Origin of the sequence: Xanthomonas sp. 3793, from assembly GCF_024806835.1 — a bacterium.
Classification (GTDB): Bacteria; Pseudomonadota; Gammaproteobacteria; order Xanthomonadales; family Xanthomonadaceae; genus Xanthomonas; species Xanthomonas arboricola_F.
The window spans coordinates 653,486-667,759 of the sequence record NZ_JANTYU010000001.1; the positions used below are offsets into that span (position 1 = coordinate 653,486).

Genomic DNA, 14,274 nt, shown 5'->3' on the forward strand with positions numbered 1-14,274 from the left:
GTGCGCGTGCTGCGGAAGATGGCGTGGTCGTGCGTGCCGTGTGGCGGTCAATGGATTTGCACTGTGCTCAGCACTGCACGGTGGTCTTGCGCAGGCGGGCGCGTGCCGGCAACAGCCACACGCGCCTGGCACCTGGGTGAAAACACGCGTGGAGAAACTCAATCATCGGCAGCGGCCCCTGCCCCTGCATCGGCCGTGTCTGCCGCAGCGTCCTCCGGATACGGCGACACGCCGCCATCGGCGATGAAGCGATCAATACGCGCTTCCAGCACCGGCAGAGGCACCGAGCCGGTCTGCAGCACCGCATCGTGGAAATGGCGCAGGTCGAATTTTTCGCCCAACGCCGCTTCGGCCTTGCGGCGCAGCTCCAGAATCTTCAACTCGCCCAGGTAATACGACAGCGCCTGCCCGGGCCAGGCGATATAGCGGTCCACCTCGGTGGTGACTTCGTGCTCGCTCAGCGCGGTGTTGTCGCGCAGGTAGGCTTGCGCCTGTTCGCGCGTCCAGCCCTTGTGGTGGATGCCGGTGTCGATCACCAGCCGGCACGCGCGCCACATCTGGTAGGTGAGATAGCCGAAGCGATCGTAGGGCGTGTCGTACATGCCCATTTCCTGCCCCAGGTACTCCGAATACAGCGCCCAGCCTTCGCCGTAGGCGGAGATGTAGGCGTAGCGGCGAAACTCCGGCAGCCCCCGCGTTTCTGCGGCCAGCGGCATCTGCAGCGCGTGGCCGGGCGAGGATTCGTGCAAGGTCAACGCAGTGAGGTTGTAGAACGGCCGCGATGGCAGGTTGTAGGTGTTGACCAGGTAGATGCCCGGACCGCCACGGCCCCCGGTGTAGAACGGCGCCAGTTCCGGTGGCACCGGCTTGATCGCGAAACGACGGCGCGGCAGGCGGCCGATGTAATCGCCCACCTTGGCATCCACCCGCTTGGCGATCCACGCGGCCTGCTTGAGCAGCTCTTCCGGCGTCTTGGCATAAAACTGCGGGTCGGTCCGCAGAAAGTGCAGGAACGCCGGAAACACCGCCTGCCCGGCCGGCGGCTTGAAGCCGCTCTCGGCGATGGTGGCATCCATCTGCTTGCGCAGCTTGGCGACTTCTTCCAGGCCGATCTGGTGGATCTGCTCGGGGCTCAGGTCCAGCGTGGTGAATTCGCGGATCTGCGCGCGGTAGTAGGCCTGGCCATCGGGCAAGGCCTCACCGGCAAGCGTGGGACGTGCGCGCGGCTGGTACTCGGTGCGGATGAAGTCCAGCAATCGCGCATAGGCCGGCACCACCTGCGCGTCGATGGTCTGCACTGCCTGCTGCCGCAATTGCGCCTGCACATCGGCAGGCAGCGTCGCCGGCATCTGTTTAAACGGCGCGTAGAACGCATTGGCCTCGCCCTTGGCCTGCGCCACATCGGCGATGGACGCATCGCGCCCGGTCAGCGTGACCTTGGGTTGGCTGAATCCCCGCGCAAGACCGGCACGCATATTGTCGGTGTGCTCGGCGAAGTAACGCGGGATATCGGCCAGCATCGTCAGATAGCGCTGGTAGTCCTCGCGCGTGCGCAGCTTGGCTTCGGCACTGAAGCCCAGGTCGCTCCAGAACGCCGAGTCGCTGTTGAACGGCATTTCCCAGGCGCGAAAGCGTTGCTGATCCAGCAGCACCTGCAGTTGCTGGCGGTACACCTGGTAGCTCACCTGCTCCTCGGCCGGCAACTGCGCTGCCGGAATCGCATCCAGCTCGGCCAAGGCCTTTTGCCAGTACGCGGTGCGCAGGTTTTGCGTGGCCACGTCCACCTTGGGCAGATGATCGGCCTGCTGCTCCTGCGTGGCCTGATTGTCTTCGTCCACCGCGCCGGAGAGCTGCGCCTGGCGCCAGCGCCATTCGCGCGTGTACAGCGCCTTGAAGCGTGCCGCTGCACTGTCTTGCGTGGTGGCTGCGGGCGCTGCGGCCTGCGCCTGCATTGCGGTGCCGCCCAGGCTGGCAGCGATCAACACACTCAATGCGCTCGCGCGCCAGACGCTGCTGGTCTTCATCCGCGTGCCTCCGGCGCCGCCTTGGCCTGCGCGATCCACTGGCGCACGCGCTGCTGCTGCATCGCCAGCGGCATCGCGCCGCCGCCAAGCACCGCCTCGTGGAAGGCGCGCACATCGAAGCGGTCGCCGAGTTCTTTTTCCGCCTCCGCACGCAGCGCAAGAATCTGCAGCTGCCCCAGTTTGTAACCCAGCGCCTGCCCCGGCCAGACGATGTAGCGATCGGTTTCGGACTGGATGCTGGGCTCATCGTCGGATGGATGGGCGTGGAAGAAATCCACCATCTGCTGGCGATTCCAGCGCTTGTGATGCACGCCGGTATCGAGCACCAGCCGATTGGCGCGCAGCAACTCGCCGGACAGCCGGCCGTAGTCGTTGTACGGGTCCTTGAAGAAGCCGATCTCCTTGCCCAGGCGTTCGGCGTACAGCGCCCAGCCTTCGATATAGGCGTTGTAGCCGGCCTGCTGGCGGAACGGCGGCAACGGCAGCGTCTGCGCAAGCGAGATCTGCAGGTGATGGCCGGGCACGCCCTCGTGATAGGCAGTGGTTTCGATATTGACCAGCGTGCGGCTGGCGTAGTCGCTGGTGTTGACCTTCACGATCGCCGGCTTGGTGCCTTCCGGATTGCTTTGCCAGTATTCGGCGCCGGGCGCAGCCCGCCGGAACGCCGGCATCGCCTGTACCTCCAGCGCGGTCTTGGGCAGATGGCCGAACAGCTTGGGCAACTCCGGCTCCATCGCGGCGATGTACTGGCGGTACTGCTGCAGGATCTGTTCGCCGGAGCTGGCGAAGTGGCGCTTGTCGGTGTCCACCGCCTTGCGGAAGCTGGCCAGGTCTGCAAAGCCCTGCGCCTTGGCGATCACCGCCATCTCGCCTTCGATACGCGCCACTTCCTGCAGGCCGATCTGATGGATCTGCTCCGGCGCCATGTCGGTGGTGGTCTGGGTATGGATGGCGTAGCGATAGCGGCGTTCGCCGTCGGGCAGCGACCAGATGCCTTCGGAACTGCGGCCTTGAGCGGCGTATTCGTCGCGCACGAACGCCGTCAGCCTGGCGTAGGCCGGACGCACCTGTTGCTCGATCGCCGCAAGCAGCTGCGTGCGCAGCGCAGCGCGTTGATCGGCCGGCACGGCGGCATCGAGCTTTTTCAGCGGCGAAGCGAACGGGCTCTGCTCGCCGGTCAGCGCGGCGATCTTGTCGATCTGCTCGGGCAGGCGCTCCAGCAGATACCGCGGCTGCACCAGTCCCTCCTTCGCACCCTGCCGCGACACCGCGATCACCTGATCGATCACCGTTGGAATCGTCTGCAGGCGCTTGATGTAATCCTGGTAGTCCTTGGGGTTTTCGAACGGAAACGCATCGCCGTAGCCGGCCAGCCCCAGCTGGACGCCACCGATCGGCTCCAGCGGCATCGCATAGGTTTTCAGGTCGATGCCTTCGAGCTTGTCGCGCAACTGGCCGAGCATCATCTGCAGGCTGAGCTGGCGTTGCGCATCCAGCGTCTTGCTGTCGATCGCTTCGAATTGCTTGAGCAGCTCGGCGGTGGCGCTGCGGTCGGCCTGTACGGCCTCCAGCGAGTAATCGCTCCAGCGGTCGTTATAGCGCTTGTCGCCGATGATGCTGGCGAACTCGGGGTTGTGCTGCAGCTGGTATTGCCACTGTTTGTCCAGCAGCGCATCGAAGGCTGTGGCGGCCTGTTCGCCGGTTGGCGCGGAGGGGGCCGCAACCGCCGTTTCCGTTGCCGGCGGCGCCGGCTTGCAGGCAGTGAACAAGGCGGCGGCCAGCAGGCCGATGGCGACAGGACGCAGGTGGTTCATGCAGTTGCTCCAAGATGCAATGGCGGCCGTAGGAGCGCGCTTGCGCGCGATGAGGCTTTATCGGTAACGCCAATCGCGCGCAAGCGCGCTCCTACGCGTGCGTGGGCCCATACAGGTTCACGCAAACGGTTGATCGATCGCCGGCGACGGTGGCGTAAACCACTGCGCGCCGGCATCGGTGACATGAAAGTGGTCTTCCAGGCGCACGCCGAACTCGCCGGGCACCACGATCATCGGCTCGTTGCTGGCGCACATGCCCGGCCGCAGTGGCTGCGCATTGCCGCGCACCAGATACGGCGCTTCATGGATCGCCAGGCCGCAGCCATGGCCGGTGCGATGCGGCAGACCGGGCAAACGATAATCGGGGCCGAGCCCGGCCGCCTCCAGCACCGTGCGCGCGGCCTGGTCCACTGCCTCGCAGGCCAGGCCTGGGCGGATCGCCGCAAACGCCGCCGCCTGCGCGGCCTGCTCCAGGTCCCAGATACGCCGTTGCGCATCGCTGGGCGTGCCGTAGCTCCAGGTGCGGGTGATATCGGAGTGGTAGCCCTGCACGGTGCAACCGGTGTCGATCAGCACCAGCTCGCCTTCGCGCAGCTGCTGCACGCCGGGAATGCCGTGCGGAAATGCGGTGGCATGGCCGAACTGCACGATGCAGAAGGTCGAGCCGTTGTCCGCGCCCAGCGCGCGATGCGCCTGATCGATGAAGCGCACCAGCTGATCGGTACCGATCCCCTCGTGCGCGATGCCGGCGGCCAGCCGCTGCACCAGCAAGGTCATGTCGCAGGCCTGCTGCATCAGCGCCAGTTCGGCCGGCGACTTGCACATGCGGCAGCCGTCGATGATGGCGCCGGCATCGCGGATGGCCGTGCCCAGATGCGCACGCAAGCCGGTATGCACGGCGAAGGCGATGCCCGGGTCCAGCGCCAGTGCGTGCGCATGGCGATCGTCCATCGCCTGCACCACCAGCGCGTAGGGGTCTTCGTGTTCTTCCCACAGGTATTTGGCCACCGGAACCTGCAGCACCGCATCCAGCGAGCCTTCCTCGAATGCCGGGCAGAGCAGCACCGGGTCGCCCTGCAGGGTCAGCAACGCGGCGACCAGCCGCTCGCTGGCGCCCCATGGCACGCCGGTGAAATAGCGTAATGAGGTGCCGGCGCCGATCAACAACGCATCCACGCCGTGCGCGCGCATCAGCGCACGTGCGCGTTCGATGCGCTGCGCGTACTCGGCCGCGGCGATCGGCGCGGCGCGCTGCGCCCACGGCACCAGTTGCGCATGCGCCTGTTCCAGCGACAGGCCACCGATCTGCGCGCTCATGTGCCCGCTCCAAGATCGGCCGTGCTCCACTGCCCATCGACCAGCCGCGCGACGCCGCCCGGATTGCGCTGGCGCAGTTCCGGCGGCAGCAAGGCATCGGGCACGGCGTCGTAGCTGTGCAAGGCGGCAAAGCGGCGGATCGCGCCCGGCATGCCCACCGCGGTGAATCCCGGATGCCCGGTGCTCGGGAACGGGCCACCGTGGTTTTGCGCCGCGCTCACCGCCACGCCGGTCGGCATCTTGCTGTTGATCAACCGCCCCACCCGCGCACGCAGCGCGGGGGCGATGGCCTGCCATGCCGCATCGTCGCTGCCATCGACGGCGCGATACAGCGTGCCGGTCAGGTTGCCTTCGAATGCGGTGGCCAACTGCGCCATCTGCGCGTCGTCCTGCGCACGCACCAGCAGGCTCACCGGGCCGAATGCCTCGGTCTGCAGCGCGTGCGGGTTGGCCAGAAACGCCGGTGCCTCCACGCTCAGCAAGGTTGGCGCATAGCGGTAGCCGTCCTCGCCGGTGTGCCCCCCCGCCAGCACCGCCGCGCCGGCGGCGCGCAAGCTCGCCACGCCACGTTGCACGCCATCCACCCCTGCGGCCGAGAACAGCACCATCGGCAGGGCCGCTTCGAAATGCGCCTTGGTGGCCGCGACGAATGCATCGCCCGCCGCGCCGTGCGGCACCACCACCACGCCGGGATTGGTGCAGAACTGGCCGCTGCCCAAGGTGCATGAGGCAAAAAATTCCTGCGCCAGGGCTTCGCCGCGCTCGGCCAGTGCGCCCGGCAACAGGAACACCGGGTTGACGCTCGAGAGCTCGGCATAGAACGGCACGCCAGCCGCATCGGCAGCAGCCTTCAACGCCAGGCCGCCCGCGCGGCTACCGGTAAACCCGATCGCGCCCAGGCGCGCATCGCCGGCCAGCCGAACGCCGACCGCGTTGTCGAAGTGATACAGCAACTGCACTGCCGCTGCCGGCAGGCCCGCCGCAAGCAAGGCTGTGTGCGCAAGCTGCGCCATGCGCTGGCTGGTGGCCGGATGCAGCGGGTGCGCCTTGGCGATCACCGGGTTGCGCGCGGCAATGGCCGAGGCGAAATCGCTGCCGGCGATCGCATTGAACGCGAACGGGAAATTGTTGGGGCCAAACACCAGCACCGGTTTGCCCAGCGGCGCCAGATGCGAGCGCAGATCGGCGCTGCTGTCGATGATGGGGGTGGTCCAGCTGTAGCTGCGCACCGCGTTTGCGGCCTGGCGCAACTGACCGCTGGTGCGCGGCAGCTCGTTGCCGCGCAGGCGCGTGGGCGCTGGCAATGCGGTTTCTGCATGCGCGAGTGCGACCAGGGTGTCGGCATCGGCATCCAGCGCATCGGCGTACGCGTCCAGAAACGCGGCAATGCGCTCGACCGGTGCGGCAGCCAGCTCGGCGGCGACCGCTTGCGCGGCGGTGAGCGCGGTTTCGATGTCCTCGGCACTGCTGACCGGAAACAGCGGCCCGATCGGCTCGCCCGTCGCCGGGTTGGCGGCGCGGAAACTGCCCGTCGCAGCGTGGCTGGGCTGCCATTGGCCGGCCAGCAGAATGGGTTGGATCGTCTCGTTCATTGCGGCACCTTCATTGCATGGAATCGACCTGTGCGCAGCATGCGACAGCGGCCGACCAAGGGGCCGATGCGGATGCCGCAGCAAACGCGACATCCGCATCGATCAGCGCACGTCGCTGCGCACACGGCGACGTGGTTGCGCGACACGCTGACAGATCGGCGTGTCGCGCAGCGTCATGGTGCCTGCGTGATCAGGACAACGTAGGCGCGGTGGCGATCGCATGGTCGATCACCTTGAGCGCAGCCTCGCGCTCGGCGCCGGCCACCACCAGCCGCGGTGCGCGCACATGCTCGCTCCCCAGGCCGACCTTTGCCTGCACCAGTTTGATCAGCTGCACGAAGGTGGGCACGGTATCCAGGCGCAGCAGCGGCAGGAACCAGTTGTACAACTCCTTGGCGGCCGGGTAACCGCCATCGCGCGCCAGCTCGAACAGCCGTACCGATTCGGCGGGATAGGCGTTGACCAGGCCGGCGATCCAGCCCTTGGCGCCCATGCTCAGGCCTTCGACGATGGCATCGTCCATGCCGACCAGCAGCGCCAGCCGATCGCCCAGCAATTCCTGCAATGCCGCGAAACGGCGCACATCGCCGGAAGATTCCTTCACCGCCTGCAGGTTGGGGAATTCGGCCGCCAGCTCGGCGATCTGCGCCGGGCCGAAATCGGTCTTGTAGGCGACCGGGTTGTTGTACAGGATCACCGGCAGATCGGTCGCGCCGATCACCGCGCGCACGTGCGCGCCCATCTCGCGCCAGTCGGTGGAGTAGACGTAGGGCGGCAGCACCATCAAGCCGCCGCATCCGATCTCCTTGGCGGCCTTGGCCAGCGCCACCGCTTCGCCGGTCGCCAGGCTGGCGATGCCCGGCACCACCGGCACGCGGCCGTTCAAGGCAGCGACCAGGGTGCGCAGGATCGCCAGCTTGTCGTCCACGCTCAGGGTGGCCGCTTCGCCCAACGAGCCCAGCGGCACGATCGCGGTGCAGCCGGCATCCACCAGCTGGTTGGCGTGCTTGCCGAGGAAGTCGTGATCGATCTCACCGGAGGCGGTGAACGGGGTGGTGATGGCCGGCAACACGCCGTGCCAGAACGTAGCGATGCTCATGGATGATTCCCTTGCGAGTCGGAAGTGAACGAGTCGGCCAGCGCCGCGAGGCGGACCGGGAACAACGGCGGCCGGCGGCCGGCGTCGGTGGAAAGATCGGGCGGGCAACGGCCGAGTTCGGCCAGTGCGCTACCGCAGATGCGGCCCTGACAGGCGCCCATGCCGCAACGCGAGGCCAGCTTGGCATCGCGTGCGTCGTAAAACGCGTCCAGCGCGCCCAGCGGCACGTCTTCGCAGCGGCAGACCAGCGTGTCCGGTTGCGCCAGCGCGCGGATGCGTGGATGCAGCGCGAACTGCTGTTGCAGCAGCTGCGCAAACGCGCGAACGGCGCGCCGACGCGGCTGCAACCGCAGTGCATGATCGGGTGCGCCGGCGGCCATGTGCCCGGCCATCGCGCCTTCGACCAGCGCGCAATCGCGCCCGCCGATGCCGCAGGCTTCGCCGGCTGCGAAGATCTGCACGACACTGGTGCGCAGCAACGCATCGACCTGCACCTGCTGATGCGCACCGCACGGCTCCAGCTGGCAACCCAGCAACTGCGCCAGTTCGACATTCGGCACCAGCCCGTACCCCACGGCGAGCTGATCGCAGGCCACGCGGGTACGCCCGGCAGGGCCGTCGATCTCGACCTCGCGCAGCTGCGTATCGCCATAGGCGGCCACCACCACGCTGCCGGCGCGATAGGCAACGCGATGCAATTGCAGCCGCAGCGCCACCGCCTGCGCAGCCTTGCCTGGCCAGCGCCACAACTGCGCAGCGAAGGTACGCAACGCTGCAGCGCCGGTCTGCTCGTGGATGCCGAGCACCTGCGCGCCATGTCGCTGCAAGGTGGCCGCACTGGCCAGCAGCAACGGCCCGCTGCCGGCCACCAGCACCCGCTTGCCGCGCAATGGCCAGCCTTGTTTGGCCAGCGCCTGCGCCGCGCCTGCGCCGGTAACGCCGGGCAAGGTCCAGCCCGGAAACGGCAACAGCAATTCGCGTGCGCCGGTGGCCAGCACCAGCGCGGCGTAATGCAGTTGCAGCGCGCCATCCGGGCCATCGGCCAAGAGCCAGCCTGGCTGGGCAAGCAGGATCTGCGTGCGGGTCAGCAGGCTGATCGCGGCATTGCCCTGCACCTGCCGCAGCAGCGCACGCGCATCGGCCGGCGCACCGTGGTGCACGTCGCTGCGCCACACCTGCCCGCCCGCGCGCGGCTGCATGTCCACCACGCCCACGCGCGCGCCATGGCCGGCGGCGGCCTGCGCCGCCGCCAGACCGGCTGGTCCGGCGCCGATCACCAGCACATCGAAATGCAGCACGCGCTCAGCCATCGGTACGCACCTGCATGCCCTCGTGCACATCCACCAGGCATGCGCGTTGCTGCGCAACGCCGTCGATGCGGACGCGGCATTCGAAGCACACGCCCATGCCGCATAACGGTGCCCGCGGCTGACCGCTGCTGGACTGGCGAAACTGCAGCGTCGCCTGCGCCACCGCGGCTGCCACGCTGGCGCCGGCGGGCACGTCCACCGGCTGCGCATCCACGTACAGGCGGACCATGGCGCTCATGCCACGGCCCCCTGCACGGCGCGCGCCGGGGCATACGGCGCCGGGTCGATGGCCGGCGTGCGCCCGAGCAGGCTATCCACGATCACCCGTGCGCTCCCCAGCGCCGTGGTGACCCCCAGCCCTTCATGCCCCGCTGCCACCCACACATCGGCCCGGCCGGGCACCGCCCCGAGATACGGGCGCCCGTCCGGGGTGGCCGGACGCAGACCCGTCCACACCCGGATCGCCTGCAGCTCGCGCAACACCGGCAGATACGCAAATGCCCGCTGCAGCATCCGCTGCAGCACCTGCATCGACAGCGCGCGATCGTGTTCGCCGAACTGGCGCGAGGAGCCGATCAGGATCTGCCCGGTCGGCCGCGGCTGCACATTGAAGGCCACGCTGGTGGTGTCGGCCCCATGCGCCGAATCGGCATAGCCCAGCTCCAGCAATTGATGCCGGATCAAACCGGGATGCCGGTCGGTGATGACCAGATGGCCCTTGCGCGGGCGCAACGCCAGCTCGGGCAGCAACCCCGGCAACGCGACACCGCTGGCGACCAGCACCGGCCCGGACAGCAGCTGGCCATCGTCCAGGCACACGCCCCGGGTTTGCAGTTGCGTCACCCGACGGCCGGCAAACAGCTGCGCACCGGCCTTGCAGGCCAGGCCCACCAGGTGGCGCGCCACCCGCGGCGGATACACCACCGCCTCGTTGGGCACCCGCATGCCGCCGGCCAGCCCGGCCACCAGCTGCGGCTCCAGGGCATACAACTGCTGCGCATCGATGGCTTCTGCGTGCAGGTCGGCCGCCGCCAGCCGCGCGATCTTGGCCGGCACCGCCGCCAGTTCGCGCGCATCGCGCGCCACCCACAGCGTGCCGCAGCGACTGAATTCGGCCTCGCTCAATTGCGCGAAGCGCTCCCACAAGCGCAGCGAATACGCCGATAACGCCAGCTCGGCCGGGTCGTCGTCCATCGCCACCAGATGCCCCATCGCCGCGGCGGTCGAACCGCCGCCGATCGGTCCCGGCTCGACGATCGCCACACGCAGGCCCTCGCCTGCCGCGGCTTCGGCACAGGCAGCGCCGACGATGCCGGCGCCGATCACGATCAGGTCGTAGCTGCGTCGCGTGGAGGCGGCAGATGGCTTGCAATCCGCACCGGCAGCGCGATGCGGTGCAGCCGCGGCCGAACCGTTCGACGGCGCAGCCAACGCATCCGGCGCGGGCGGCGACGCCTGCATCAGGCCACGATGCCCCAGGCGAACGGATCGGCCGGATCGACGATCAGCTGCGAGCGCGCGGTGATGTACGCCTGCCCGCTGATGCGTGGCGCGATGCCGCGGCCGCTCAGGCGATAGCTACCCTCGAACGCGCTGCCCAGAATGCCTTGCTGCACCCAGCGCTCGCCTTCGCCCAGCTTGCCGTCTGCGGCCAGACAGGCCAGCTTGGCGCTGGTGCCGGTGCCGCAGGGCGAACGGTCGTACGCCAGCCCGGGGCATAGCACAAAGTTGCGCGCCACGCCGCTGCCGTCCGGGGCGGCGCCATTGACTTCGATATGGTCGATTTCGCCACCCGCCTCACCCGTGATCCCGGCCGCTTCCAGCGCCAGCCGGATCGCTTCGGTATAGGCGGTGAGCTCGCGCTGATGCGCCAGGTCGAGCGCACACGGCGCCTGCTCGGTGATGAAGAACCAGTTGCCGCCCCAGGCCACATCGCCGCGCACCCGGCCGTGGCCGGGCACGTCCACTTCCACACCGGCGGCGGCGCGGTAACTCTCGACGTTGTCCACCGACACCGTGCCATCGTCGGCCAGTTCCACCCCAACAGTGCCCACCGGGGTTTCGATACGGTGCTGGCCCGGCGCGATGCGCCCCAGTTCGGCCAGCGTGCGCACCACCCCGATGGTGCCGTGGCCGCACATGCCCAGGTAGCCGACGTTGTTGAAGAAGATCACCCCGGTGCAGGCGGCAGGGTCGCGCGGCGGCAACAGCAAGGCGCCAACCATGGTGTCCGAGCCGCGCGGCTCGCAGGCGACCGCGCTGCGCCAGTGGTCGAAGTCCTGGCGGAAGCGTTCGCGGCACTGCGCCAGGTCGCCATCGCCCAGATCGGGGAAGCCGGCCAGGACCACGCGGGTGGGTTCGCCGGCCGTATGGGAGTCGATGACGTCGATGGTGTGCATGGCTCATGCTCCCATTGCCGGCCCGCGGACGACTAGCGTTCAATGCGAAGTGAAAATGCGGAAATCTGCACAATCGCCAACCCGCTTCACGGCCGCGCGTTTACGCTAGGATCAAGCCTGGGTTGCACCACCGTGCAGCCGTCAAATCGTGATCGCTACCATGACCCTGATGGACCTCAACCTTCCCGCACTGGAAATGCAGACGCTGTTCGATGCACTGCCGGACGTGGTGTTCTTCATCAAGGACAGCGAGGGCCGCTACACCCATTGCAACCTCACCCTGGTACGGCGGCTCGGGCGCAAGCTGCGCAGCGAGATCATCGGCCGCTCGCCGCTGGAAGTGTTTCCGTTGCCGCTGGGCGGCAGCTACATGATGCAGGACCGCCGCGTACTGCAGGGCGAGCTCATCGACAACCAGTTGGAGGTGCATCTGTATCCCAACCGCTTGCCGGGCTGGTGCCTGACCTTCAAACGCCCGCTATGCGAGGCCAACGAGGTGATTGGCGTGGTGGGTATTTCGCGCGATCTGGGTCAGCCCGATAGCCGGCATTCGGCGTACGAGCGGCTGAGCCAGGTCATGGAACACATGCAGTCCAACTTCGGCGACAACCTGCGCGTGCAGGCGCTGGCCGATCTTGCCGGGCTCTCGGTCGCGCAGCTGGAGCGGCACTTCCGTCGCGTGTTCCAGGTCACCCCGCAGCAACTGCTGACCAAGCTGCGCATCGAGTCGGCCATGCGCCTGCTGTACGGCGACGACAGCATCGCCAGCATCGGCCAACGCTGCGGGTTCGCCGACCAGAGCGCATTCGCCCGCCAGTTCAAGGCCACCGTCGGCATGACCCCGCGCGATTACCGTGCGCTCAAGGGTCAGCTGTGAAGAGCTGGTTGCACGCTGCAATCGGACGCTGACACATAGCTGGCACAAATGCCGAATTCGGCAGGATTGGGAGCGCCCTCGCAGCGCGTTCCGCTCGCCCTGGAGCAGTGCATCGCTGAAGGACGCGTCAAGGTGATCCGGGACCCGGATGGTAGAATTCCGGGTTTCCCCTACTGCGTTGCCAATGGCCAGTTTTTTCCGCCGCAACAAGCCCACCGCGCCCGACAGCTCGCGCACCTCGCGCTATAGCCTGGAAGAACTGGCAGCCGCATTCCCCACCGCACCCTCGGCCGCCACGCCCGCAGCGCCGGTCGAGTCCACGCCGCCTGCGCAGTCCGGCACAGTGCCTGCCGCAGCGCCGCCCATGACGCCTGCCCCGGCAGCGGAAACCGCCGCACCGGCGGCACCGGCCGATACGCTTGCACGCGACATTGCAGCCCGTACCGGCCAGGCGCAGAGCATCGCCGCCGTGCCGAGCGCGCCGGCCGCACCCACACCTGCCGCGCCGTCTGCGTTGCAGGCATTGCCGGACCCGGCCCCGGCTGCCGCGCCCACCGCACCGACCCCGGTGGTGGTGGCGCCCGTCGTTGTGCAGCCTCAGGGCGCACCGACGACGCCTGTCGCTCCCCCCACGCACCCTGCAACGCCATCGCAGGCGACCACGCCGTCGGCGCCGGCACCGGTGACTGCCGCGCCGATCGCCGCCCCGCCGGTGGTGGTGACGCCTGCCGCAACGCCGACCGCGCCCACTCCGCCCGCCGCAGTCCCTGCGGCAAGCGCGACACCGACCGTGACCGCACCGGTCATCGTCGGCAGCCCGACGCCTGCGACGCAGGACACCGACAGCATCGTCGGCCAGCACGACGCACTACCTGCCGCACCCGCCGGCAAACCGGGCTGGCGCGAGCGGCTGCGCAACAGCACCTTCGCACGCAGCTTCGGCGGCCTGTTTTCGCGCAACCCCAAGCTCGACGACGATCTGCTCGACGAGATCGAAACCGCGCTGATCACCGCCGACGTTGGCATCGGCGCCACCACCGCCTTGATCGAAGGCCTGCGCAAGCGCATGAAGTCGCGCGAGTTCGTCGACGCACAGGCCATGTTCAAGGCGCTGCGCACCGATCTCATCGCGTTGCTGCAGCCGGTGTCAAAACCGCTGGTGATCGACCGCTCGGTCAAGCCGTTCGTGGTGCTCACCGTCGGCGTCAACGGCGTCGGCAAGACCACCACCATCGGCAAGCTGGCCAAGCGCTTCAAGGATGAGGGCAATAGCCTGATGCTGGCCGCCGGCGACACCTTCCGCGCCGCCGCGGTGGCGCAGCTGCAGGCCTGGGGCGATCGCAATGGCGTGGCGGTGATCGCGCAAGGGCAGAACGCCGATGCCGCCTCGGTGGCCTTCGATGCGCTGCAGGCCGCCAAGGCGCGCGGTACGGATGTGCTGATCGCCGACACCGCCGGCCGCCTGCATACCCAGACCGGGCTGATGAACGAGCTGGGCAAGATCCGCCGCGTGCTCGGCAAGATCGACCCCGCCGCACCGCACGAAGTGCTGATGGTCATCGACGGCACCACCGGCCAGAACGCCATTTCGCAGCTGCGCCAGTTCCATGCCGCCGTCGGCGTCACCGGCCTGGTGGTGACCAAGCTCGATGGCACCGCCAAGGGCGGCGTGGTCTTCGCACTGGCGCGCGAGTTCAACATTCCGATCCGGTTTGCCGGCATCGGCGAACGCCCGGAAGATCTGCGCGTGTTCGACCCGGTCGCCTTCGTCGACGCCTTGCTGCCGGACGCCTTGGGCAGCTGAGTGGCTGACGCCTGCCCGCATCTGCAGCCCCTGTACGC

General features: G+C 68.3%; 11 protein-coding genes. 2 read left to right on the plus strand and 9 right to left on the minus strand.

Annotated elements, in window-relative coordinates; genetic code table 11:
- Positions 1–158: 158 nt before the first annotated feature.
- The 9 genes from FHY18_RS02665 to FHY18_RS02705 all read right to left on the minus strand — a co-directional run bounded on the left by FHY18_RS02665 (position 159) and on the right by FHY18_RS02705 (position 11,555).
- Positions 159–2,024 (minus strand): DUF885 family protein, encoded by a 1,866-nt coding sequence (locus tag FHY18_RS02665; RefSeq protein ID WP_259150833.1) that lies wholly within the window; start codon positions 2,022–2,024, stop codon positions 159–161.
- Positions 2,021–3,838 (minus strand): DUF885 family protein, encoded by a 1,818-nt coding sequence (locus FHY18_RS02670; RefSeq protein ID WP_259150834.1) that lies wholly within the window; start codon positions 3,836–3,838, stop codon positions 2,021–2,023. Before FHY18_RS02670 ends, FHY18_RS02665 begins: the two co-directional genes overlap by 4 nt.
- 117 nt (positions 3,839–3,955) lie before the next feature.
- Positions 3,956–5,155, minus strand: a complete 1,200-nt coding sequence (locus FHY18_RS02675) for a Xaa-Pro peptidase family protein (protein ID WP_259150837.1) — start codon at positions 5,153–5,155, stop codon at positions 3,956–3,958.
- Entirely contained in the window at positions 5,152–6,747 is a 1,596-nt protein-coding gene (locus tag FHY18_RS02680; RefSeq protein ID WP_259150838.1) for an aldehyde dehydrogenase family protein, read from the minus strand. Before FHY18_RS02680 ends, FHY18_RS02675 begins: the two co-directional genes overlap by 4 nt.
- A gap of 190 nt (positions 6,748–6,937) precedes the next feature.
- Positions 6,938–7,846 carry a dihydrodipicolinate synthase family protein gene (locus FHY18_RS02685; RefSeq protein ID WP_259150839.1) on the minus strand — a complete coding sequence of 303 codons (909 nt, stop codon included), beginning with the start codon at positions 7,844–7,846 and terminating at the stop codon, positions 6,938–6,940.
- On the minus strand, positions 7,843–9,156 hold the full coding sequence (locus tag FHY18_RS02690; protein ID WP_259150840.1) for an FAD/NAD(P)-binding oxidoreductase: 1,314 nt from the start codon (positions 9,154–9,156) through the stop codon (positions 7,843–7,845). The genes FHY18_RS02685 and FHY18_RS02690 overlap by 4 nt, the downstream gene beginning before the upstream one ends.
- Positions 9,149–9,394: a (2Fe-2S)-binding protein gene (locus tag FHY18_RS02695; RefSeq protein WP_259150842.1), complete on the minus strand. Its 246-nt coding sequence runs from the start codon at positions 9,392–9,394 to the stop codon at positions 9,149–9,151. The genes FHY18_RS02690 and FHY18_RS02695 overlap by 8 nt, the downstream gene beginning before the upstream one ends.
- A complete protein-coding gene (locus FHY18_RS02700; RefSeq protein WP_259150843.1) occupies positions 9,391–10,617 on the minus strand; it encodes an FAD-dependent oxidoreductase in 1,227 nt (408 codons plus the stop codon). The genes FHY18_RS02695 and FHY18_RS02700 overlap by 4 nt, the downstream gene beginning before the upstream one ends.
- Positions 10,617–11,555 carry a proline racemase family protein gene (locus tag FHY18_RS02705; protein WP_259150849.1) on the minus strand — a complete coding sequence of 313 codons (939 nt, stop codon included), beginning with the start codon at positions 11,553–11,555 and terminating at the stop codon, positions 10,617–10,619. The genes FHY18_RS02700 and FHY18_RS02705 overlap by 1 nt, the downstream gene beginning before the upstream one ends.
- Positions 11,556–11,715: 160 nt before the next feature.
- Here FHY18_RS02705 and FHY18_RS02710 point away from each other — a divergent pair, with 160 nt between their 5' ends.
- On the plus strand, positions 11,716–12,432 hold the full coding sequence (locus tag FHY18_RS02710; protein WP_259150850.1) for an AraC family transcriptional regulator: 717 nt from the start codon (positions 11,716–11,718) through the stop codon (positions 12,430–12,432).
- Positions 12,433–12,616: 184 nt separating this feature from the next.
- Positions 12,617–14,236 (plus strand): signal recognition particle-docking protein FtsY, encoded by a 1,620-nt coding sequence (gene ftsY, locus FHY18_RS02715; protein WP_259150851.1) that lies wholly within the window; start codon positions 12,617–12,619, stop codon positions 14,234–14,236.
- Positions 14,237–14,274: the final 38 nt, after the last annotated feature.